At 70.9% G+C, this 21,581-nt stretch carries 20 protein-coding genes; 11 read left to right on the top strand and 9 right to left on the bottom strand.

Going from position 1 to position 21,581, the window contains the following annotated elements:
* The first annotated feature begins 13 nt into the window (after window positions 1-13).
* From SACTE_RS00540 to SACTE_RS35345, 6 genes are all read left to right on the top strand, one after another.
* A complete protein-coding gene (locus SACTE_RS00540; RefSeq protein ID WP_014044066.1) occupies window positions 14-1,348 on the top strand; it encodes a YhfT family protein in 1,335 nt (444 codons plus the stop codon).
* A 49-nt stretch (window positions 1,349-1,397) separates the two neighbouring features.
* Window positions 1,398-2,354: a phosphotriesterase gene (locus SACTE_RS00545; protein WP_014044067.1), complete on the top strand. Its 957-nt coding sequence runs from the start codon at window positions 1,398-1,400 to the stop codon at window positions 2,352-2,354.
* Window position 2,355: 1 nt separating this feature from the next.
* Entirely contained in the window at window positions 2,356-3,480 is a 1,125-nt protein-coding gene (locus SACTE_RS00550) for an aminotransferase class V-fold PLP-dependent enzyme (protein ID WP_014044068.1), read from the top strand.
* Window positions 3,481-3,482: 2 nt separating this feature from the next.
* Window positions 3,483-4,646, top strand: coding sequence for an alanine racemase (locus SACTE_RS00555; RefSeq protein ID WP_014044069.1), 1,164 nt, complete (start codon window positions 3,483-3,485; stop codon window positions 4,644-4,646).
* 10 nt (window positions 4,647-4,656) lie between these two features.
* Window positions 4,657-5,898, top strand: a complete 1,242-nt coding sequence (locus SACTE_RS00560) for a phosphopentomutase (RefSeq protein WP_014044070.1) — start codon at window positions 4,657-4,659, stop codon at window positions 5,896-5,898.
* 164 nt (window positions 5,899-6,062) lie between these two features.
* Window positions 6,063-6,599 (top strand): hypothetical protein, encoded by a 537-nt coding sequence (locus SACTE_RS35345; protein ID WP_176724335.1) that lies wholly within the window; start codon window positions 6,063-6,065, stop codon window positions 6,597-6,599.
* A gap of 178 nt (window positions 6,600-6,777) precedes the next feature.
* On the opposite strand, the gene SACTE_RS00565 is transcribed toward SACTE_RS35345, so the two are convergent.
* The gene (locus tag SACTE_RS00565) at window positions 6,778-7,194 is read right to left on the bottom strand and encodes an ester cyclase (protein WP_014044071.1); all 417 of its coding nucleotides are present in this window, start codon (window positions 7,192-7,194) and stop codon (window positions 6,778-6,780) included.
* Between the two features lie 71 nt (window positions 7,195-7,265).
* Here SACTE_RS00565 and SACTE_RS00570 point away from each other — a divergent pair, with 71 nt between their 5' ends.
* Window positions 7,266-8,138, top strand: a complete 873-nt coding sequence (locus tag SACTE_RS00570; protein WP_019992980.1) for a LysR substrate-binding domain-containing protein — start codon at window positions 7,266-7,268, stop codon at window positions 8,136-8,138.
* 300 nt (window positions 8,139-8,438) lie between these two features.
* Here the strand turns inward: SACTE_RS00570 and SACTE_RS00575 are convergent, their stop codons facing one another.
* Together SACTE_RS00575 and SACTE_RS32760 are read right to left on the bottom strand one after the other, a co-directional pair.
* Window positions 8,439-9,356 (bottom strand): hypothetical protein, encoded by a 918-nt coding sequence (locus SACTE_RS00575; RefSeq protein WP_019992979.1) that lies wholly within the window; start codon window positions 9,354-9,356, stop codon window positions 8,439-8,441.
* A 144-nt stretch (window positions 9,357-9,500) separates the two neighbouring features.
* Complete coding sequence (locus SACTE_RS32760) at window positions 9,501-9,680, bottom strand: SDR family oxidoreductase (RefSeq protein WP_309251012.1); 180 nt, start codon at window positions 9,678-9,680, stop codon at window positions 9,501-9,503.
* Here SACTE_RS32760 and SACTE_RS35535 point away from each other — a divergent pair.
* Window positions 9,660-9,923, top strand: coding sequence for a hypothetical protein (locus tag SACTE_RS35535; protein ID WP_041676411.1), 264 nt, complete (start codon window positions 9,660-9,662; stop codon window positions 9,921-9,923). The genes SACTE_RS32760 and SACTE_RS35535 overlap by 21 nt on opposite strands.
* Window positions 9,924-10,067: 144 nt before the next feature.
* On the opposite strand, the gene map is transcribed toward SACTE_RS35535, so the two are convergent.
* Window positions 10,068-10,850 carry a type I methionyl aminopeptidase gene (map, locus tag SACTE_RS00585; protein WP_014044075.1) on the bottom strand — a complete coding sequence of 261 codons (783 nt, stop codon included), beginning with the start codon at window positions 10,848-10,850 and terminating at the stop codon, window positions 10,068-10,070.
* Between the two features lie 184 nt (window positions 10,851-11,034).
* On the opposite strand from map, the gene SACTE_RS34205 reads away from it, so the two are divergent.
* Window positions 11,035-11,415 (top strand): hypothetical protein, encoded by a 381-nt coding sequence (locus tag SACTE_RS34205; protein ID WP_014044076.1) that lies wholly within the window; start codon window positions 11,035-11,037, stop codon window positions 11,413-11,415.
* Window positions 11,416-11,622: 207 nt separating this feature from the next.
* On the opposite strand, the gene SACTE_RS00600 is transcribed toward SACTE_RS34205, so the two are convergent.
* Together SACTE_RS00600 and SACTE_RS00605 are read right to left on the bottom strand one after the other, a co-directional pair.
* A complete protein-coding gene (locus SACTE_RS00600; protein ID WP_014044077.1) occupies window positions 11,623-14,631 on the bottom strand; it encodes a family 16 glycoside hydrolase in 3,009 nt (1,002 codons plus the stop codon).
* 353 nt (window positions 14,632-14,984) lie between these two features.
* A complete protein-coding gene (locus tag SACTE_RS00605; RefSeq protein ID WP_019992975.1) occupies window positions 14,985-15,581 on the bottom strand; it encodes a TetR/AcrR family transcriptional regulator in 597 nt (198 codons plus the stop codon).
* Window positions 15,582-15,742: 161 nt separating this feature from the next.
* Between SACTE_RS00605 and SACTE_RS00610 the strand changes: the two genes are divergently transcribed.
* Window positions 15,743-16,675, top strand: coding sequence for an alpha/beta hydrolase (locus tag SACTE_RS00610; RefSeq protein ID WP_014044079.1), 933 nt, complete (start codon window positions 15,743-15,745; stop codon window positions 16,673-16,675).
* A 38-nt stretch (window positions 16,676-16,713) separates the two neighbouring features.
* Here the strand turns inward: SACTE_RS00610 and SACTE_RS00615 are convergent, their stop codons facing one another.
* Together SACTE_RS00615 and SACTE_RS00620 are read right to left on the bottom strand one after the other, a co-directional pair.
* Window positions 16,714-17,970, bottom strand: coding sequence for an FAD-dependent monooxygenase (locus SACTE_RS00615; protein ID WP_014044080.1), 1,257 nt, complete (start codon window positions 17,968-17,970; stop codon window positions 16,714-16,716).
* A gap of 118 nt (window positions 17,971-18,088) precedes the next feature.
* Window positions 18,089-19,015 (bottom strand): zinc-binding alcohol dehydrogenase family protein, encoded by a 927-nt coding sequence (locus SACTE_RS00620; RefSeq protein ID WP_014044081.1) that lies wholly within the window; start codon window positions 19,013-19,015, stop codon window positions 18,089-18,091.
* An 85-nt stretch (window positions 19,016-19,100) separates the two neighbouring features.
* Between SACTE_RS00620 and SACTE_RS00625 the strand changes: the two genes are divergently transcribed.
* Window positions 19,101-19,577, top strand: coding sequence for a MarR family transcriptional regulator (locus SACTE_RS00625; protein ID WP_014044082.1), 477 nt, complete (start codon window positions 19,101-19,103; stop codon window positions 19,575-19,577).
* A 578-nt stretch (window positions 19,578-20,155) separates the two neighbouring features.
* On the opposite strand, the gene SACTE_RS00635 is transcribed toward SACTE_RS00625, so the two are convergent.
* Window positions 20,156-21,538: an MFS transporter gene (locus SACTE_RS00635; RefSeq protein ID WP_014044083.1), complete on the bottom strand. Its 1,383-nt coding sequence runs from the start codon at window positions 21,536-21,538 to the stop codon at window positions 20,156-20,158.
* Between the last annotated feature and the right edge of the window lie 43 nt (window positions 21,539-21,581).

Below are 21,581 nucleotides of genomic sequence, written 5' to 3' on the forward strand. Positions count from 1 at the left end.
CAAGGAGTGACTCGTGAGTACCACACTCGCCGCCGGCGCCGGCCTCGACTTCACGCTGGCCCAGCAACTCACCGTGATAGCCCTCTGTGCGCTGACGGCCTACATCTCGCACATGGCCCTGGCCGTCTTCAACGACGGGGTACGTCCCTTCATGCTGGACTTCATCCAGGGGCGTACCACCCGCAGCGCGACCACGGCGGTCTCCTTCGGTCTCTCCGCCGGGTTCATCTTCGGACTCGGTGCCCCGATGGCGCTGTCCACCGGCGTCCTGAACCCGTGGCTGGTCTTCCTGCCCACGGACATCCTCGGGATTCTGGCGCCGAAGAAGTGGCTGGCCCCGATCCTGGGCGGCGCCTGGGGCGCGGTGGTCGTCTTCGGTCTGAACGGCGCGAACAACGTCGCCCATGACCTGCCGGTCGACTTCCTCACCGCGATGCAGCAGATGTCGACGCCGATCCTGTTCCTCTTCTCGCTGTTCCCGGTGCTCGCCATCACCAAGCAGTTCGGCCGCAGGTGGGGCGGTGTCGCGGGGGTCCTCGAACTGGCCCTCGTCGTCATGACCATGAAGCTCTGGCCGAACATGTTCGCCGGAGCGCTGGCCATGGCCGCCGGTGTGCTCATGCTCATCGGGCTGGCCGTCTCCAAGGACGTCCGGCAGCGCCGGGCCGACCGGGCCGCGAACGTCGAGGAGGTCGTCCTGGAGGACGATCCGATGGCGTCGCTGTTCAGCGCCAGCGCGGCACGGCTGCGCCGGTACCTGCCGCTGTTCATGGTGCTCGGGGCCGGAGTCTGTGTGCTCGCCCAGATGCACATATTCGGCGGCGGTGAGGCGACCAGCTTCCTGATCGCGAAGGGGCAGTACTCCGAGGCCGCCCAGGTCGACTTCTACCGGGTCTTCGGCTTCATCCCGCTGATCGCGACCACCGCGCTCGCCTCCGGCGCGTACGGCATCGCCGGCTTCACGCTGGTGTACCCGATCGGCTACCTGATGCCGAACCCGTTCCTGGCGGCCGTCGTCGGTGCGCTCGTGTTCGCCGTCGAGGTGCTGGCCCTCTCCTGGATCGGCAGGGTCCTCGGCAAGCTGCCCAGCGTCCGGGACTCCTCCGAACACCTGCGCAGCGCCATCGGCGACACCCTCCAGCTCGCGATCCTCTTCGGTTCGCTGATGGCCGCCAACGCCATGGGCGGCGGGCTCGGCATCCTCGTCGTCGGCGGACTGTACCTGCTGAACGAGGCGATGGGCCGCCCCGTCGTCAAGATGGCCGCCGCACCGGCTGCCGTGATCGTCGGCGGCATCCTGCTCAACCTCCTGTACTGGCTCGACCTGTTCACCCCGATCAAGGGCTGATCCGCCCTCGAACCGGACAGGGCCCGTACACGAAGAAGGAAACCCCACGATGAAGCAACCGGCCCGGCGCACTCTGCGTACCGTGAGCGGCGATCTCCCGACCGCCTCCGTGCGTGGCCCCGCCCTCGCCCATGAGCACCTCGTCCTCGACCTGGACCAACAGGGCGACGGCGCGGCCGTCCTCGACCCGCGGCTCCACGCGGCGGCGGTGACCGCCGAGCTGAGCGCGTTGCGGGAGGAGTTCGGGCTCGGTCTGGTCGTCGAGCTGACCTGCCGGGGCATGGGACGCGACGTCCGTGCCCTGGCCTCGATCGCGCGGGACGCGCAGGTGGCGGTGGTCGCGGCGACCGGCTGGTACTACGAGCCGTTCCACACGCCGGAGATCGACGACGCCGACGTGGAACAGCTCACCGCGGTCCTCGTCGGCGAGATCGAGGACGGGATCGGCGGGACCGGGATCCGGCCCGGCGTCCTCGGCGAGATCGGCAGCCACGGGGACGTCCCGACCGCTCCCGAGGCCAAGGTGCTGCGGGCCGGCGCACGGGCCGCGCGGGCCACCGGTCTCTCCCTCGCCACCCACGCGCAGCTGGGCAGGGGCGGGCTCGCCCAGCTGGAACTGCTCACCGGCGAGGGGCTGCCCGCCCACCGCGTCAGCATCGGCCACCAGGATCTGCTCGACGACCCGGGTGTCCACCGGGAGCTCGCGGCCAGCGGGGCGTACGTCGCGTTCGACACGGTGGGCAAGTCGTCCTACCAGAGCGACCGGACCCGGCTGCGGCTGCTTCTCGCTCTGGTGGAGGCCGGGCACGCCGACCGGGCACTGCTCAGCTGCGACATCTCGCGCCACGGCTACCTCCGGGACGAAGGCGGCCAGGGTTACGGGCACCTCTTCCGAGGCTTCCTGCCCGAGCTCCGGGCAGCGGGCGCCGACGACGATCTGATCGACCTGCTGACCCGCCGCAACCCACTGCGCTTCCTGACCGGCGCGAGCGTGGAGGAGAACTGACATGAGCCCCGAACTTCCCGTACTTCCCCCCACCTCTCCACTGCCGACCGTCGGACTGGACGCCGCCGTCGCCACGCAGTTCCGACTGCTGGAGGCGACCGCGGCACACTTCGAGGGGCACCAGCTCTTCTCCTCCGACGCCGGAGTCGTCCCGGGCCTCGGCCGGCCCAGGACCACCGCCCTCGTCGAAGCCGTACTCGCGGACTTCTTCGGTGCCCAGGACGCGGCCTTCGTCCAGGGCGCCGGCACCGGCGCGATCCGGGCCGCGCTCAACGCGGCCGTCCGTGCGGGCGATCCGCTGCTGATCCACCGCGCCCCGGTCTACCGCACGACGGCGGTCACGCTGAGGGGCATCGGTGTGCGGACCGTCGAGGTGGACCTCAACGACGCCCAGGCGCTGGGCGAGGCCCTCGCGTCCGGAGGGTTCCGGTGGGCCTACATCCAGCACACGCGCCAACGGCTCGCCGACTCCTACGATCCGGCCGAGGTGATCGCCGCCTGCCGAGCAGCCGGGGTCCGCACGATCGTCGACGACAACTACGCCGTCATGCGCACCCCCGCCGCCGGTGTGGAGCTGGGAGCCGACGCCTCCTGCTTCTCCCTCTTCAAGCTGCACGGGCCCGAGGGTGTCGGCCTCGTGGTCGGCGCCCGCGACCTGGTCGCGCACGTCCGCCGCGACAACTACTCCGGCGGCGGGCAGGTCCAGGGCCACCAGGCACTCGACGCCCTGCGCGCCCTCACCCACGTTCCCGTCATGTGGGCCGTGCAGTCGCGGGTGGGCGCCGAGGTCGCGGAACGGCTGACAGCCGGTGAGGTCCAGGGCGTCGCCGAGGTACGTCTCGCCAACGCCCAGGACCGCTGCCTGCTCGTGCGCCTCGACCGGCCGGTCGCCGCGAAGCTGCCCTCCGTCGCCGCCCGCTTCGGAGCCGCGCCCTACCCCGTCGGCTCCAACTCGCGCTACGAGATCGCCCCGCTCTTCTACCGGATGTCCAGCTCGGCTCTCGACGACTCACCCGAACTCGCCGACTGGACCGTACGCATCAACCCGATGAGGGCGGGTGCGGATCTCGTCATCGACATCCTGCGCCGTTCGCTCGCCGCCCTGGACGCCCCGGAGGACGACTGACCGTGTTTCTCGACACCGTGCTCACCCGCAACCCCGGGCTCGTCGACGCGGCGGCCGCGCTCCACCGGAACGGCGAGATCCCGCCCGACACCTATGTCGTGGACCTGGACGCCGTCGAGGCCAACGCCGCACTGCTGGCGGCGGAGGCCGAACGTCTCGGCCTCGGCCTCTGGTTCGTCGTCAAGCAGGTCGGCCGCAACCCCGAACTGATCCGGGCCGTCGCCCGGCACATCCCCCGCTCGGCCGCCATCGACCCGGCAGAGGCCCGCACCCTGCACGCCGCGGGAGCGCAGCCCGGCAACCTCGGCCACCTCGTCCAGATTCCCCGGCGTGCGCTGCCCGAGATGCTGGCCTGGCGTCCGGAGACCGTCACGGTCTTCGACCTGGCCAACGCCCGCGCCGTTTCCGAGGCGGCACGCGAACTGGGCTTCGTCCAGGACATCTTGATCCGGCTCGAAGGTGCCGCCGGCACCGTCTACCCCGGCCAGGAGGGTGGCGTCCCGCTCGACCGCCTGGACGCCTTCGCCAAGGACGCCGAGGCACTGGACGGCATCCGGATCGCGGGCGTCACCGCCTTCCCGTGCGTCCTGTGCGATCCGACGACGGGCATGCCGGCCGCCACCCCCAACCTCGGCCTGGCGATCGAGGCCCGCGAACTCCTGGCGGCGCGCGGGCACCACGGCCTCAAGCTCAGCGCCCCCAGCGCCACCTCGATGGCCTCACTCCCGCTGCTGGCCGAACTGGGGGCCACCCACGGCGAACCGGGCCACGCCCTCACCGGCACGACCCCGCTGCACGCCCTCGACCCCGCCCAACCGGAGAAGCCCGCGTACGTGTACGTCAGCGAAGTCGCCCACACCCTCGACGACGGCCGCCCGGCGATATACGGCGGCGGCTTCTACAACCGCTCCCACATCCGCAGCGCCCTCCTGCCGCGCACCGGCATCCGGCTGGGCGTGCAGAGCGCGCCCGCCGAGAACATCGACTACTACCGGCTGCTCGACGCGCCCACCCGTGCGGCGGACGTCCGCGTCGGGGACACCGCGCTGCTCGCCTTCCGTACCCAGATCTTCGTCACCCGCTCGACCGTCGCCGTCGTCTCCGGACTGGCCTCCGGCAGCCCCCGGCTGAACGGGCTGTACGACGCCCATGGCCGAGCCCTGTAAGGAGCACCTCATGGCCAAGACCGTCATCGTCGTCATCGACGGATTCGGCGTCGGTGCCATGCCCGACGCGGGCGTCCTGCGCCCCGGCGACATCGCCGCCGACACCTGCGGGCACGTACTCGACCACTGCCGCACCGCATTCGGACGGCCGCTGCGCCTGCCGGTGCTCGGGGCGCTGGGGCTCGGGCTGGTGCACCCGCACCCGGACCTGGCACGCCGCACCCATCTGCCCGTGGCCGCGGGCAGGGCCGCGCTCGGCTACCCGGGCGCGGACACCTTCGCGGGCCACCAGACCATGATGGGCGCCGACTTCAGCCGGGTGACGGTGGCCAGGCTCGCCGATCACCTCGACGAGGTGTCCGACGCGCTCACGACCGCCGGCCACCGGGTCGAACCGCTGGACGGGCAGCCGCTGCTCGTCGTCGACGGGGCGGTCCTGGTCCACGACAATCTGGAGGCCGATCCCGGAATCAACTGGAACGCCTCCGGCCGCGTCGACGACCTCCCCTTCGAGGGACCCGGCGGAATCCTCGCCATCGCCCGTACCGTGCGCGCCGTCGCTCCGGTCGCGCGGGTCATCGCCGTCGGCGGACACGCGGACGGCCCGCTGAGCGGCTTCGTCCGCCCCGGCGACGGGCGGACGATCGGGCTGGACACGCCCGCCAGCGGCTTCTACCGCAACGGCGGCCTCCAGGTGCAGCACCTCGGGGCCGCGCTCGACCACACCCGCCAGCTTCCCGAGCTGGCAGCCCGGGCGGGCATCCCGGTGACCCTGGTCGGCAAGGCCGCCGACATCCTGGAGTGCGCGGGGGCGACACGTCATCCGGCCGTCGCCACCGTCGACGTCCTGTCGCACACCCTGGAGGCGGTACGCGCCGAGGGCGATGCCCTCGTGGTCGCGAACGTCCAGGAGACGGACCTGGCGGGGCACCAGCAGGATCCGGAGCGGTACGGACACCTGCTGGAACAGGTGGACGCGGGCCTGGCCGGGCTGGTGGCGCTGCTCGCAGCCCCCGGCGACCGGCTGATCGTCACCGGGGACCACGGGAACGACCCCACGATCGGCCACGCGCTCCACACCCGTGAGTACGTACCGGTGCTGATCCACCGGCCGGACGCCCACGGGGTGGAACTCCTCCCGGACGCGCACAGCCTGGCGGACGTCGGCGCCACCGCCGCCCTGTCGCTGGCGCTGGACCCGGAGGACCTCGCCGTCGGCACCCCACTGCACACCGGCCGGCGCGCGGCCTGAGCGAGGGCCCCTCCCCCGCCACGACCCTGCCTCCCCGCGCCTCCCGCGCTGATCGAGTACGTCGACTCGGTCGCGCGGGCGGGTAGCGGTCCGGTGCCTTGCGGCGGCGCAGCGGGGCGCGTCGGGCACGGTCGGGCGCCCGTGCGGGTCACGCCGCCGTCGACGTGCAGGATCTGGCCGGTGACGAAGCCGGCGTCGTCCGAGACCAGGAAGCCGAGGGCGCTGCCGAGATCAGCCGGGACCGACCGGCGTTTGATGGTCTGCATGGCCGTCATGCGGGCGACCACCTCGTCGGCGGTCGGGCCGTTCGTCCTGACGCGGCCCAGGAAGCCCTGCGTCGCCACCAGGCCCGGGGCGATCGCGTTGACCGTGATGCCGCTGTCGCCGAGTTCGTTGGCGAGCGCCCGGGTCAGCGCGTGCACGGTGCCCTTGCTGGTCATGTACGCCAGGTCGCGGTTCTGCGTCGTGGTGATGCCCGAACCCGTGTTGACGACGCGCCCCCACCCGACGGCCCGCATCCCCGGCGCGAACGCCTGGGTGAAGAGCAGGATCGCCTCGACGTTGACCGCCTGCACCCTTCGCCACAGTTCGATCGTCACGTGGTCGAGGTCGGTGAAGGGAAAGACCCCGGCGTTGTTGACGAGGATGTCGCAGTGCCCGTACCGGTCGAGGACCGTGCCGACCACGGCGTCGACCTGTGACGGCTCGCTGATGTCGCACACCAGCCCCAGTCCGTCGCCGCTGCCCGTCAGCTGTGTCACGGCGTTCGCCGGGTCGTCGATGTCGACGGCGACCACGTTGGCGCCGTCCGCGGCGAGCCGCTCGCAGTACGCGTACCCGATGCCACGGGCTGCCCCGGTCACCACCGCTGTCTTTCCCTCAAGCGCCACGGGTGAACTCCGGTCCGATCTGGGTGGCGATCGCGAAGTAGTCCTCCAGATGCCAGGTCCGCACGATGCGGCCGCCGACCACCCGGTGGAAGTCGGCCGCCCGGAACTCGACCTCGCGGCCGGTTCCCTCGACGCCGAGCAACTCCCCCGTGTGCTTCGCGCGGTTGACCGCACGCACCGCGACCATGTCCCCGTTCGCGACGACGGCTTCGAACTCGACGGTCAGGTCGCTGAAGACGCCGCGAAGGTGCGCGATGCTCGCCTTCCACCCCTCGGGGCCGCACCCGGTACGCAAGGGCGGCACGGCTTCCCAGTCGGCGGCGAGTGCCTCGTCGACCAGCGCGGTGTCACCGGTGGAGAGGGCCTCGTAGAAGCGCCGGACCACGATCTCGTTGTTGGTTGGCATGGATCTCACGCTAGGGACGCGTCCCCTCGGTGATCAAAGACCTGTTCCGGAACACGTCATACACTTCAGGCATGACGGATCTCGACCTCCGGCTGGTGCGCTACTTCACCGCCGTCGCGTCGCACCTGCATTACGGCCGGGCCGCAGCCGAACTGCACATCGCGCAACCGTCGCTGAGCCGGCAGATCAGACAGCTCGAGACGCAGGTGGGTGCGCGGCTTCTCGACCGTACGCGGCAGGGCACGCGGCTCACCGAGGCCGGAGAGTCCTTCCTTCCCCACGCACGCGGCCTGTTGCGCTCGGCCGAGCGGGCCGCGGCCGCCGCCAGGGCCGCCGCGGAGCCCACCCGGATCACCGTCGGCTACACCGCGGGGCTGATCGTCACCCCGGCGGTACGGGACGTGCGGCACAGACATCCTGACGCCGACGTACGCACACTGCACCTGGAGTGGAACGAGCCGCGCGAGGCCCTGCTCGACCGACGGGTCGACGCGGCGGTCACCCGGCTGCCGCTGCGGACCGACGGCCTGGACGTGACGGTCCTGTACGACGAGCCGAAGTTGCTGCTCGTACCCGCCCGGCACCGGCTGGCGGGAAGGGAGTCGGTGACGCTCGACGACATCGAGGAGGAGCCGATCCCCCGTTTCCCGGATCCGGAGTGGGACGCTCACTGGCGCATCGATCCGCGGCCGGGAGGCCGCCCCGCACCAGGCGGGCCCCCGGTCACGACCATCGAGGACAAGATCGAACGCATTGCCGCCGGAGAGGCCGTGGCCATCATTCCGGCCGCGCTGCACACCGGCGGCACACGACGCGACCTCACCACCGTCCCGCTGCACGGCGTCGAACCGGGCCACGTCGTCGTGGCGACCCGGGCCGGGGACCATGGCCGGCTGGTGGCCGCGTTCCGCGCTTCGGCCCGTGCGTGCCTGAGCGGTCACTGACCTCGGCCGTGGCGAGACTCCGTCCGCCGCGCGAGCGTGGTGTCCCCTGTCGGGCCCGGATCGTCGTGTGTGTGAGCGCGTTCTGCTCTCACCGGCACCGGCGACCACGACGGGCAAATCCGACTGCCCCGGCATGTTCAGTGATCAGGGGGTAATCGCTTCTTCGGCGACTTCTGACGATCACGCCCACAGGGCCCGCCCTGTGCCGGCCCTGCCAGGAAGCCGTCGACGGCCTCCCGCCGGTAGCGCAGCCGGATGCTGTCAGGCACCTGTCGCCCGCCGGGTATCACGGGAGAGCCCTCAGCCGACCAGGCGGCGCCGCCAGTCCAATGGGGTGACGGTGACGGCCCGGTCGGGGTCACGGTCCCACTCGGTGCGGAGTCCGGCTGCTTCGAGGGCGGCCACGACCTCGTGGCCGATGGCCGCCGTGGTCTCGGACGAGCCGTCGAAACCGCCGTAGAGGAGCATCAGTCCGTGGCCGGCTGCGGCGGAGTCCGTGCACTGGGTGTGGAAGTAGACGAAGCCACGGGCGCCGGGCTCGCGTTCGCCGCCGATCTCGGACTGACCACAGGTGCGGCAGCAGGTGAAGTTCTCGCGGGCCGTGATGCCGGCCTCCCGCAGGGCGGTGAACGCGCGGGAGAGCCGCTCAGGGTCGGTCTCGCCCTGCCATGCGGCCTGCTCCGCGACCCGCTCCAGCCACAACCGGTCGGCCAGCGCCTCCGCTTGCTCGCGCAAGACGGGCCGGCGGTCCCGGGTGACCAGGAACTCCTCCGCGAGCTCCGCCAGTTCGGCGCGGGAGGCGTAGCCGCCGACCAGCACCTCGCGGACGTGCCTCTCCAACTCCACGCGCTGGTCGTCGTCGAGTTCGAGCGGCGGCACTTCGCGGGCGGGGCCCATGTCGAGCGGCGACCAGGTCAGGCCTTGGTCCCGACGAACCCCCTGGCGGGCCCAGCCGGTCATCGCCGCGATCACGGGTTCGGGCCCGTCGGCCGTCGTCCGGAAGTGCCGGTCGACGGCACCGTCCCGGCGCTCCAGCGTGTAGTCCGCACCGGCCTCGTGCCAGACCTGGGCGAAGACGTCAGGCAGGTCGGGTATCCGCTGGACCACCAGAAACCGGTCGCCGTCGCCACCGATGCGCCGGACCAACCCGGCCAGCTCCTCGGCGGACACACGGACGTGCCGCTCCCCGTTCTCGGTCTTCACCACGATCTCAAGCATGCACAGACTCTGACACACCCCTCTCACTCACCACACCCCTCCCCGAAGCCGCCCCGCCTCGCACCTGGTTCGACCGCGAGTGTTCGGTGTCCGGCCCGGGCGTGCTGCGCGGTGCTCGTGACGGCCGGACGACCTGTCACGGGGTCAGGACCGGTTCTCGCCGCCGTTGACGTGCAGGGTGGTGCCGAGCACGAAGCTGCTGTCCGCGGAGGCGAGGGAGGCCGCGGCGGCGGCGACCTCCTCCGGGCGCCCCCTGTGGCCGATCGGCACTCCCGCCGCCAGTTCCGCCTTGACGGTGACCGCGTGCTCCTCGCCTATGGCGATGTCGACTCAGGGGGGCGATCGCGCCCGGAGCGACCCGCCCAGGACGCCCTGACCGCCTGGCGCGAGGACGGCCGCAGCCGCCTCCGCCACCGGTTCCAGCGGGCCGTCGACGAGTGGGACCTGCCTTCGGCCACGGACCCCGACCTGCTCGCCCGATACGTGATGACAGTGGCGAACGGCATCGCCGTCAGGGTCACGCGCTACGGCCACGCGTTACGAGAGGCAGCCCTCCACGCGCGGTGAGCGCCGCTTCCGGTGCGTCCGGGCCCGGCAGGTCACGACGCACCGGAACCGGGCGACGGCCGCCGACGCGTCCTCGTCGGCCGAGCACGGCGACGGGTTGCCGTGCACGACGACCGCCGGCCCGACCATGACCAACCGGCTCCCTTACGACCGCGACGACTTCGGCAGGGTGAGGATGTCGGCTCCGTCCTCGGTGATGGCGATCGTGTGCTCGCTGTGTGCCGTCCGGCAGCCCGTCGCGCTTCGGAGGGTCCATCCGTCGGCGTCGGTGACGAGTTCGGCGGTGTCCGCCATGATCCACGGCTCCAGCGCCAGCAGGAGCCCGGGGCGCAGTTTGTATCCGCGGCCGGGCCGCCCGGTGTTCGCGACGTGCGGGTCCTGGTGCATCGTCGACCCGATGCCATGGCCTCCGAATTCGGTGTTGATCTCGTAGCCGGCCTGGCCGAGGACCGTGCCGATGGCGTGGGAGATGTCGCCGATACGAGCTCCGGGTCCGGCGGCGGCGATCCCCGCAGCCAGTGCGCGCTCGGTCGTCTCGATCATGGCGACGCTTTCCGTCGGCCGCGCATCGCCCACGACGAAGCTGATGGCGGCGTCCGCGGCCACCCCGCGCTTGGAGACCGCAAGGTCGAGAGTGAGCAGATCGCCGTCGGCGAGCGTGTAGTCGTGAGGCCGCCCGTGGAGCACGGCGTCGTTGACGGCCGTGCAGATGTAGTGGCCGAACGGACCGCGCCCGAAGGACGGCGCGTAGTCGACGTAGCAGGACAGCGCTCCCGCCTCGGCGATCATGGCCTTGGTCCACCGGTCGATGTCCAGAAGGTTCGTCCCGATCGTGCTCCGCTCCTTCAGTGACTGCAGGATGTCCGCGACCAGGGCACCTGTGTCTTTCGCACGGGCCAGCAGGGCGGGGTTCAGGATCTCGATCATGTGCCACTTTCCTCACGTGAACCAACAACTATACCGGTCAAACTATACCGGTATGAGAATCGGCGCGATCACCCGACACCGACCCCCGGACCTCCCGACCTCGGGGATGTCGCGAACCTGACACTTGATCTTTCAACATCATTACGGTTAGCGTGAACGAGACGTCTCCGGAAGGGATACCCCCATGCGCTTGAGGACCATCGCCCTCGCAGCACTGCCCGCGGCCTTCCTCGGAGTTATGGCCTCGGCGCCCACCGCTTCGGCATGGGCTTCCGGCAACTGCCCGCAAAACACGTTCTGCGTCTGGCCCGAATTCTGGTACGGAGACACCGATATGCCTCCGTCGCTGGCGACCCAGGGCGAATGGTCCGGCAGCGCTCGCGGCCACATCTTCTACAACAACACGTCCCGGGACGTCACGATGACGTACGTCGTCGCCCAGGACGAGGGACAGGGGACCGCGCGCACGGCGTGTGTCAGCAGGGGCCAGGGCAGTTACTTCACCGTGCCCATGTCCGTCACGAAGGTGACCTGGCGCGAGGACGACGGCAGCCCCTGCTGGTGACCACCGGCCGCCGCACGGTGGTGCCTCGCACCGGGCCTGGTGCGTGCGGTTCCGGCCACGCCGGCACGACACAACGGCGGCCGCGTCCGGCGCCCGCGCGCCGCGTCCCCACGGAGGCCCGTGACGTCCGCGCGGTCTCGCCCGCGTCGAACGGTGCGGGGCGCCCAGGTCTCATGGGTGCCCCGCACCGGCAGAGGGTCCCGGGCCTCAGCTCAGCGGTTCGATGCGGATGTCGCGGAAGCGCACCTTGCTCCCGTGGCCCTGGAGGCGGATCGCTCCTGCCGACGGGAGCTCCGGCGCACCCGCGCCGGTCGGTCCGTCGATCGCGACGTCGTCGTGGACCTTCCGGCCGTTCCACACCACCGTCACGCGGGCGTCGGCGGTCTTGCGGCCGTCGTCGTCGAAGCGCGCCGCGCGGAACGTGATGTCGTACGTCTGCCACGTCTCCGGGGCCGTGGCCGCGTTGACGTCCGGTGCCCTCTTCTCGTAGATCGCACCCGCCTCGTTCGCGCCGAGGGTGGTGTCGCCGTACGAATCCAGGATCTGGAGCTCGTAACGGTCCTGGAGGTAGATGCCGCTGTTGCCGCGGTCCTGGCCGGTCACGTCGTCCGGCAGCAGCGGCACCCGGAATTCCACTCGCAGCCGGAAGTCCTGGTAGGCGTCCTTGGTGCGGATGTCCCCGCAGCACACCTCCATCGACCGCTCGTCGGTCAACGGCCATTCGACGCGGCGGCCGTCCGTGTGCTGCCACTGCTCCTGGGATGCGGCGGTGCCGTCGAAGAGGGAGACCGGTGCCCCAGGGGCTCGCACGGTGATCAGGTCGAGGTTGACATGACCGGTGTCGCCCGGGTCGAAGCGGTACGAGAGAGTGTTGGCCCCCGCGTGCAGACGGACCCGCTCGGTCTGCGTCGACCAGGCGTCCCAGGTGCCGGTCGAGGCGAGTTCCGTCTGCCGCAGCTTCTTCCCGTTGGCGTACAGGGACAGGGACTTGGTGCCCTCGAAGGGGTCGGGGCCGTTGGAGTAACGCAGGTTCACGTCGTACTCGCCGGCCTTGGGGACGGTCACCTCGAAGGTCGTGGTGCCCTGGCCCTCCGTGGCGTAGCGGTCGACGAAGCCGCTGCCCGAGTATCCGGTGTGGTCGGTGCGGATGCCGACCGCGCCGGTGAGCCGCGCCTCCTCCGCCTCGTACAGCGTGGCCGGCGGCGGCTGCTCGCCCGGCAGGGCGTTGAGCGTGTACCAGGCCTCCGTGCTCCACAGCGTCTCGCCGGACGCGGAAGCGAAGGGGCGCGGTGAGCGGAGGTGTACGACCCGGTCGGGCTTGAGCCCGTCGAGTCGCAGCCGCACGGTGCGGCCGTCGTCGGAAAGGGCCGCCGAGCGAACGGCGAGCCGCTCCTCCGCGATCTTGGGACCGCCGTAGTCGGAGGTGGGGGTGTAGCGCCACTGCTCCGCCTGGTAGTGGGACGCCAACTGCTCGGCGGCGGCTTCCGAGAGCGGCTGGGTGTACTCGAGGTCGAAGCCGCCGGGTACGGCGCGCATCTCCTTGATGTCGAAGGTGTTGCCGCCGTTCGGCGTGAGCTTCTGCAGGCCGAACTTCAGTTTCCCTTCCTGGCCCCAGTTGCCGTCGGCCCCGAGGCCGCCCGCGTATATGGCACCGTCGGGACCCATGGTGATGCGGTTGACGCCGGCCTCGAGCCCCTGCGTGTAGCGGAACACGGCGCCTTGGTACTGGCCTTTCACCTTTTCCAGATAGCCACGCTGGAGTCCGCCGTAGGTGACGTCGCCGAACAGCATCTGGCCGGCGAAACGGCCCTTTGTCAGGTACAGCGGCGTGCTGGGAGAATTGGCGATCTCGTTCTGCGGCAGCCACAGCACCGGCTGGGTGACGGGCCGGTCGTCGAACCGGCCCGACGGCTGGGTGTAGTGGTTGAAGAAGCGATCCTGCTTTATCTGGACGAGCTTCGACGCGGGCAGCCAGCCGCCCTGGTTGTCGGTGGTGAAGAGGGAACCGCCCGGACCCCAGCCGATCCCGTTCGGGGTCCGCAGGCCGCCCGCGATGGCGTGGATCCTGCCCGTCTTCTTGTCGATCTTGTACGTCGTGCCGCGGCCCTCGACCGGCTGCGGCGTGGTGGTCGCGCCGCCGTAGTCGATGGCGACGGACAGGTTCACGTAGAAGTAGCCGTCGCGGTAGAGCAGTCCGAAGGCGAACTCGTGGAAGTTCCCGCCGTACGGCCAGGTGGCGACCGTGCGGTACTCGTCGGTGACGATGTCCTTGTCGTTGTCGACGAGTTGCGTCAGCTCGTGCTTCTGCGAGACGTACAGGGAACCGTCGACGTACTTGATGCCCATCGGCTCGCGGAGGCCCTCGGCGACCTTTTTCACCGTCACCTTGTCCCGGCTGGTGCCCCCGGTGACGTGGTCGAGGAGGTACACCTCGCCGGTCCGGCTCTCGGAGCCACCCCAGGTGGAGAGGGCCAGACGTCCGTCAGGCAGCCAGTCCATGCCGGTGACCTGTGGTTCGAAGCCGTCCGGGCGCAGGTCGGTGAGATCGAGGTCGGGACGCACATCGGCGAGCGGCAGGCCGTCGCCGGGACTGTCCGCGCCCGATTCGCACTCCTTGCGGCCCGGCGCGGTGACCCGGACGACCCCGGCGTCGGTGCTCAGGGCCTCGCGCGGGACGACGCCGAACTCCTCCACGCCCGGTGGCTTCCAGGCGAGCGTCAGTTGCTGCTCGCCGCCCCGCTCGAAGTAGTCGACGCGGAACGGGTGTGATCCCGCGGTGAGTTGCACGGACCCGTCCTTGGGCTCGGCACCGTGCAGACCGTCGTGGTCGATGACCTCCCGGTCGTCGATGGTCAGCCGTGAACCGTCGTCGCTGTTGAGACGGAAGGCGTACGTCCCGTCAGCGGGGACGACGAGATACCCGGAGACCTCGGCCACGAAGTTGTCGGCGTAGCCGCCGAAGTCCTCGACCGTGGACCAGTCCACCGTGGGCATCAGCTTGTCGTGGTTGGGGGTCTGGCCCGGCTTGAGCGTACACAGTTCGCCGAGGGGCACCTGGGTGTCGAAGACGCGCAGGGTGACGCCCGGTTCCTGGGGCGGGATGTCGTCCGGTGCGGCGGCGACCGGCGGTGCGATCCCGACACCTCCCGCGAACAAGCCGCCGACGAGCAGCGTGACGAGCCGGCTTCGGGCACGTTGGAACAGCCGTGGATGCATAGGTCCTCCAGAACGGGGTTGCACTCCGGTCGGGCTGTACGGATCCGCGAAATAGCGCTACGCCTGCGGTTGCGCCGTCACGTTAGGGGACTTCTGCTGGGCAAGTCCATACTTTGTCATCTCCGAGTTCAAAGTTCGGCCCGGCGTCGTGGGCGGCCCCCCTTCCCGCCGACAGCGCCCTACGATCTCGGCCGGTACGACGGCGCGTCCGGTCCGGCGACCGGCCTCCGGACGCTGTCGGTTGTCAGCTCGCGCCGCGGCCCGCCACTCGCCGCGCCGACCCGGCGACCCGGCGACCCGGCGACCCGGCGACCCGGCGACCCGGCGACCAACAGGACGTACCGTCCGGGGGCCTACAGAGCCGGGCTCGCGCCGAGAGTCCGCGCAAGTGCGTCGAGGGCCACGTCGACGACGGCGCGCAGCCGCTCCGCGCTCGTCCCGGCCCTGCTCATGACGGCGAGGGACTGGTTCACGGCCGCAAGGTGGGTCGCGAAGGACTCGGCCGCCTCCTCGGGCAGCCGGCCGGCCCGCAACGCGGCGCGTAGCCGGGTGTGCTGGAAGCCGATCGCCTCCCGTGCACGCGCCGCGACGCCCGCGCTCAGCACCGGGGTCGCCATGACGGTCTGGGCCACCAGGCATCCGTCGGGCAGACCGGGATCCGCGATGCGTTCCAGGGTGATGTCGAAGAACGCCCGCACGGCCGCCAGGGGCCGGTCGGCGGCGCAGGACAACGCGGCGTCGTACTTGTCTCCGTAGCGGGTGGTGTAGCGCTCCAGGCAGCGCAGGAAGAGTGCGTCCTTGTCGCCGAGGGAGGAGTAGATGGAGCTGCGGTTGAGCCCGGTCGCCCGGGACAGGTCGTCCACCGACGTGTCCGCGTAGCCGGCCCGCCAGAACTGGATCATCGCCGCGTCGAGCGCCGCGGAGACGTCGAACCGCTTCTTGCCCGCCATACCGCCCCCCCCCTGCTCCGCCTTCGTGGTGCAGACCATCCAACCATCTTGAACCAAGCAGTTCAAGATGGTTTAGGGTGAAGGCATGATCCCGGCCGGACATCCCGCAGACCTCACACGCCTCACACGCCTCACACGCTTCACACCGGTGGAGGAGAACCATGAATGACCCCGCAGGCGCCCCCCGCGACTCCGGCAACCCGGTCCGCGACCTGCCGCTGCCCGACCTGGCCGGTTTCACCCACCGGTGGGTCGACGCGGGCGGCGTCCGGCTCCACGCGGTCGAAGGCGGCCAGCCGGACGGGCCGGCCGTCGTGCTGCTCGCCGGGTTCCCTCAGACCTGGTGGGCATGGCGCAAGGTGATGCCGAACCTGGCGGACCGATTCCGCGTCATCGCGATCGACCTGCCGGGCCAGGGCCACTCCGAACGCCCGGACATCAGCTACGACACGCATACGGTCGCTTCGCACGTCCACGCCGCGGTCAACGCGCTCGGAGTCTCGGCATACTGGCTGGCCGCCCACGACATCGGCGCGTGGGTCGCCTTCTCCCTCGCCTTGAAGTACCGGAGCCGGCTGCGTGGCCTGGCACTGCTCGACGCCGGAATCCCGGGCATCACACTCCCTGACGCCGTCCCGACCGACCCCGAACGGGCGTGGAAGACCTGGCACTTCGCCTTCCACCTCGTGCCCGACCTGCCCGAGACCCTGCTCGCCGGCCGCGAACGGGAGTACGTCGGCTGGTTCCTGAAGGCCAAGGCCCTGGCCTCCGACGCCTTCGACGACGCCGAGATCGAGCGGTACGCCGCGTCGGTGGCCGCCGACGGCGGCCTCCGTGCGTCCCTGGCCTACTACCGGGACGCCACCGAGTCCGCGCGGAAGAACCATGAAGCGCTGGAACGACAGCGCCTGACGGTCCCTGTCCTCGGGGTCTCCAGCAGCCACGGCTCCATTCCCGACATGGCGGCCTCCATCAGACCGTGGGCCGACCACGCCACCGGGGTCGTCGTACCGGACGCGGGACACTTCATCCCCGATGAACAGCCCGGTGCCGTCGCTGCCGCGCTGACGGACTTCATCACCGAAGAGGTCTGAGCAGGCGTCAGGACCGGCAGCCGCGCCCCCCGACCGGCTCAGCTGCCCGGCACTGCGGTACCGCGATGTCGCCTGGTTCCGCTCTGCGGGTGACAGGTGCCGCCGACCTCGTCACGCAAGGCCGCTCGGAGGAGGCGGGCTTCGGTGTCCGCGCGGCGGGCGTTGACGGCCAGGTGCATGGCGAGGGCGCGCACTCCCGCCAGCACGCGGTTGGTCGGCACGAACCACTGGTGCTTGAGCCGTGCCATGCGCTGATGCGTGGCGACGAAGGGCCGGAGCCCCGCCTCCCAGGCGGCCGGCGCCGCGCCGAGGTGGTCAGGGCGCTCCCGCAGGACACGGCCGAGCTCCGCCCCGCCCCTCAGGGCGGCTGTGGTGCCCACACCGGAGAACAGGTTCAGGCACCATGCCGCATCGCCGGTGACCATGACCCGCCCCGTGCTCCACCTGTCCGTCTTCACCTGGTGCACGGAGTCGAACAGGTGGTCAGGGGCTTGGGGCAGCGCGTCCAGGACGTGTCGCACGGCGGGGTGGCCCATGTCGTGGAACACGGCGCGCAGGCGCTCGGTCCGGTCTCCGGTGAACTGCGCGTCGATGTCCTTGGTGCAGTACGTCAGCAGGGCGGTGGGCGCCCGGTCGGCCAGGCCGAACACCCACACCGCGCGCCCTGGGCGTGCGCTGACGATACTGTCCTGCGCGCCGAAGGACGGGGCCTGTTCGGGCGGTCCGAAGGCGCAGATCATGGCGTTCCATGAGGTCATGAAGCGCTCATGAGGGCCGAACGCGAGCCGTCGTACGGTGGAGCGCAGCCCGTCCGCGCCGATGACCAGATCGAAGGTCTCGCGGTAGCGTGTGCCGGAGGAGACGTCCTCCAGCATCACCTCCACCGCTCTGTCGTCCTGGACGATCTCCAGGGGCACGGTGGCCATGCGCACCTCCACGCCGCCCTCGCCCTGCCGTCGACCGGCCATCGTGTGCCAGAGCGCTGCCTCCACGTCACCGCGGACCATCGCCGTGGGCCGACTGGGCAGATCGAGCCAGCTCAGAGCGGGCCTGCGGTGTCCCCGACGGTTCAGTACCCACGTGGTTCCCCGCTCGGGATCGCGGGTGTGCAGGTCGTCGAGGCCCAGGTCGGCAGCCGCGTTCACGCCCTCGGGCATCAGGTTGACGAAATAGCCACCGGTGCGGCGCCGGGGTGCCCGCTCGACGACCACGGGGTCCCATCCGGCCTCTCGCAGTCCGACGGCCGCGGACATGCCCGCGATACCGAGGCCCACGATCAACGCGCGTTTCCGCATGTTCACTCCCTGGCTCCGGCCGGCCGCCTGCCACGGCTCTCGGGCGGCGGGCGGCCGGGGATTCCGCATGTCGGGGTGGGGGCTTCCGGCGCCCGCTTCGGGGGCGGGGCAGCAGGCACTACGGGACGAAGACGAGGCGTTCCCTGGTCCGCTCGGTCCACGCCTGCGCGATCTCCGCCATAGGCACGGCCCGGGCGTGGACGTCGAGGGCGCCCTCGGTGACCGCGTCGGCCAGCTCGGGCAGTTCGGCGATGAAGTCGCGAGGGGTGACCGAGCCGATGCCGCTGCCCAGGATCTGCAGTCGCGCCGCGCGCAGCGCCGCCGAGGGAACAGGGGCGGTCGCGCCGGCCATGGACCCGATCTGGATCCAGGTCAGCGGGGCGGAGCGGTCGGCGCGGGCGGTGAGCATCGGGAGCATGGCACCGGCGGCAGGTTCGCCCCACAGGAAGTCGAGGACGACATCGACGTCGGCCGCGACCCCGGCCTCGTCGAAAGTGATCGTCCGGTCCGCTCCGAGAGCCTCGATGGCCTTGAAGCGGGTGGTGTCGCGGCCTGCGGCGACGACCTGCGCGGCGCCGAACCGCTTGGCGATCTGGACCGCCATACCTCCGGCGCTGCCGGTGGCGCCGAGGACGAGCACACTCTGGCCCTCGCGGAAGGCGATGCGCCGGCGCAACGCCACCCAGGAGGCCATGGCCGGATTCATCGCGGCGGCGACGCGGACCGGGTCGATGTCGTCCGACAGGAGCACGCTGCGGCGGGCGTCGATCACGGTCCGCTCCGCGAACGTGCCGAGATTCGTGTCGTCCAGGACCGCGTAGCGGAGGCGTCCCGCACCGTCGCGTACGACGCCGTCGACGCCCGGCACGAGCGGGAAGTCGCCGGTGGCGGAGTAGTGCGTGCCGTTCGCCTTCGCCCGGGTGAGGTGGTGCAGGCCCGCGGCGAGGACCTCCACGACCATGTCGTGCTCGCCGGTGGCGACCGGATCGGGGTGCTCGCCGTAGGCCGGCGGAGCGTCGAACGAGGTGATGACCGCAGCACGCATGAGGGACTCCCCAGGGGTTTCGTTTGCATTACCAAGCACATCCAGAGTCATTGGGATTACAAACAATGTCAAGTAGGGTGCCTCCATGCCCACCGACGACTCCTACGACTCCTCCGACGACTCCACGGACGCCCTGATCGACGGACTCGTCCGCAGCGCGTTCCAGATCATGGGCGTGCTCACCCGCATCGGTGCCGAGCACGACCTGTCCCTCACCCAGCTGCGGGTCCTCGGCATCCTCCGGGACCGGCGCCCCCGCATGAGCGACCTGGCGGCCTTCCTCGGGCTGGACAAGTCGACCCTCTCCGGCCTCATCGACCGCGCCGAACGGCGAGGGCTCCTGGCGCGTGCCGCCAACCCGGACGACAAGCGGGTCGTCGACGTCCTCATCACGGACGCGGGGCGCGAGCTCACCGGACGGCTCTACGAGGAGGTCAAGGACGCTCTGGCTCCGGCGACAGGCCGACTCGACGCGGCACAGCGCCGGCAGCTCACCCAGCTGCTCGAACCCGTCCTGACTCCGCCCCTGCCCTTCACACCGCGCCCCGCCGGCCGACGCTGAGCGCTCTTCAGGGTGCCCGCCGCAGCCCGTCGGCACTTCCCCGACGGGCTGCGGCGGGAACACGGGACGGCCCCGGAGAAGGACTGGCCGTCTGCCGTCCGTCCGGGGTTCGTTCGGCCTTGTCACCACGTGATCTCGTACGCAGTCCGATCATGGGAGGAACGACCTGAGGCGCTCGATGCGTTGGCCGGGCCGTGCGGGAGTGGTGAGTGCGGGGCCGGCCCTGGCGGCCGGGTCGGCGGCGGTGCCCGCACTGGCGGCGCCGTCCGCGCATTCCGCCGCCCCCGCGGCTGCGCGGGCGACGGCCGAACCGGCGCCCGCCCCGACCGTGCTGAGCCACACCTACGACGCGGACACGCGGACGGTGACTCACCTGGGATCCCAAGAGCCCGACGGACACGGCCACCCAGTACGACGGCATCGCCGTGCGCAACGGCGGTGAACTCGGCCCTCCAGCGCACGGGCTCGGCATTCCTGACCGTCACGACATGAGTGACTGATCCCTGACGCCCCATGAGAAGAGACACCGGCCCGCACCCCTCAGGTGGGGCGTGGGCCGGTGTGCTCCTCGGTTCCCGTCAGGACGTCGTGGTGACGGAGCGCGGCTGCGGCTGGGCCGCGGCCTCGGCGGCCAGCCTCTGGCGCCGCGTCGCCGGGCCGAAGACGGCCAGCACGAGGGCGCCGACGGTCCACGTACCGGCGATGAACATGAAGACCGCCTCGTAGCCGACGCCGTTGTAGATGCCGGCGATCATCAGCGGACCCGCCGCGTTCGACAGACGCCCCAGGCCGTAGGCGATGCTGGTGCCCAGCGAGCGGCCGCTGGTGTTGTACAGCTCGGGGGCGTACGCGTACGCCAGGGCGGTGTAGCCCCGTTCGAAGAGGTTCACCAGGAACCCGAAGACGACGATGAGCACCGGGGTGAACGTCAGCCCGTACATCAGTCCGGACGCGGCGATGACCAGGCCGAAGACCGCCAGGGTCCACTTGCGTTCGAACCGGTCGGTGACCATGGCCGCGAGGAAGGAGCCGAGCGGCGCGCCGACCGTCGTCAGGGCGACGTAGAAGATCGAGTCCTCCACGCTGACGCCCTCGGCGGCCAGCAGCGTGGGCGCCCAGCTGGAGTAGCCGAAGAAGCCGATCGTCTGGGTGACCCACAGGACCGACAGCAGGAGCGTCGGGTAGAGGAACTTCCTGTCCTTGAGCATCCTCAGCCCCGGCCTGACGACCGGGCCCTGCGGCTCGGGCGCCCTCGCCTCGGGAAGGGGGCCGTGCTCCGCCGTCGCGCTCGCCTCGATGCGTGCGAGGGTGGCCTCCGCCTCCTCGTGGCGGCCGCGGGACTCGAGCCACTGCGGGGACTCCTCCAGCTTGCGCACGAGGAGCAGGAAGAACACGCCGAGCGCGCCCCACAGGTAGACCAGGCGCCAGGACCAGTCGGAAAGCGGCACCACCGCGGAGGCGATGAGGTTGGTGACGGGGGTGCCGCAGATGCCGACGACGATGGCGTACGCCTGGAACTTGCCGCGCTTGGCGCTGGGGAAGAGCTCGCTGATGTAGACGACGGCGACGACGGTCATCGCGGACAGACCGGCCGAGCTCAGGACGCGGAAGACGCCGAGTGACCAGATGTCCCAGGCGAAGACGCACGCGAACGACCACAGGGTGAACCACAGGGTGGTCCCGGTCAGGGTGCGCTTGCGTCCCAGCCGGTCGGCCAGCCCGCCGGCCACGACGGCGCCGATGAACATGCCCACGAAGGACGTCGAGGTCACATAGGCGATGTGGTTGACGTCGGTACCCCACTGCTCGCGTACCACCGGTGCCGTGATGGCGAAGGTGTTGATGTCCGCGAACTCGAAGAAATAGGCGAACGCCACCGCGAGGAGAGTGGTCTTGTGGAACCTCGAGATCGGCAAACGGTCGAGCCGGTTCGCCGCGTTGGTGGTGCGGATGTGCTGCACGGCACGCTCCTGGAAATGGGGGGCCCGGCTCCGTTGCCGGGCC

This window comes from Streptomyces sp. SirexAA-E (genome assembly GCF_000177195.2).
Classification (GTDB): domain Bacteria; phylum Actinomycetota; class Actinomycetes; order Streptomycetales; family Streptomycetaceae; genus Streptomyces; species Streptomyces flavovirens.

Coding starts and splice junctions, on each gene's coding strand:
- SACTE_RS00610 (WP_014044079.1), top strand. CDS start 15,743: ATGAATGACCCCGCAGGCGCCCCCCGCGACTCCGGCAACCCGGTCCGC.
- SACTE_RS00575 (WP_019992979.1), bottom strand. CDS start 9,356: ATGCTTGAGATCGTGGTGAAGACCGAGAACGGGGAGCGGCACGTCCGT.
- SACTE_RS34205 (WP_014044076.1), top strand. CDS start 11,035: ATGCGCTTGAGGACCATCGCCCTCGCAGCACTGCCCGCGGCCTTCCTC.
- SACTE_RS00545 (WP_014044067.1), top strand. CDS start 1,398: ATGAAGCAACCGGCCCGGCGCACTCTGCGTACCGTGAGCGGCGATCTC.
- SACTE_RS00570 (WP_019992980.1), top strand. CDS start 7,266: ATGACGGATCTCGACCTCCGGCTGGTGCGCTACTTCACCGCCGTCGCG.
- SACTE_RS00605 (WP_019992975.1), bottom strand. CDS start 15,581: ATGGCGGGCAAGAAGCGGTTCGACGTCTCCGCGGCGCTCGACGCGGCG.
- map (WP_014044075.1), bottom strand. CDS start 10,850: ATGATCGAGATCCTGAACCCCGCCCTGCTGGCCCGTGCGAAAGACACA.
- SACTE_RS00550 (WP_014044068.1), top strand. CDS start 2,356: ATGAGCCCCGAACTTCCCGTACTTCCCCCCACCTCTCCACTGCCGACC.
- SACTE_RS00560 (WP_014044070.1), top strand. CDS start 4,657: ATGGCCAAGACCGTCATCGTCGTCATCGACGGATTCGGCGTCGGTGCC.
- SACTE_RS00620 (WP_014044081.1), bottom strand. CDS start 19,015: ATGCGTGCTGCGGTCATCACCTCGTTCGACGCTCCGCCGGCCTACGGC.
- SACTE_RS00600 (WP_014044077.1), bottom strand. CDS start 14,631: ATGCATCCACGGCTGTTCCAACGTGCCCGAAGCCGGCTCGTCACGCTG.
- SACTE_RS00625 (WP_014044082.1), top strand. CDS start 19,101: ATGCCCACCGACGACTCCTACGACTCCTCCGACGACTCCACGGACGCC.
- SACTE_RS00615 (WP_014044080.1), bottom strand. CDS start 17,970: ATGCGGAAACGCGCGTTGATCGTGGGCCTCGGTATCGCGGGCATGTCC.
- SACTE_RS00565 (WP_014044071.1), bottom strand. CDS start 7,194: ATGCCAACCAACAACGAGATCGTGGTCCGGCGCTTCTACGAGGCCCTC.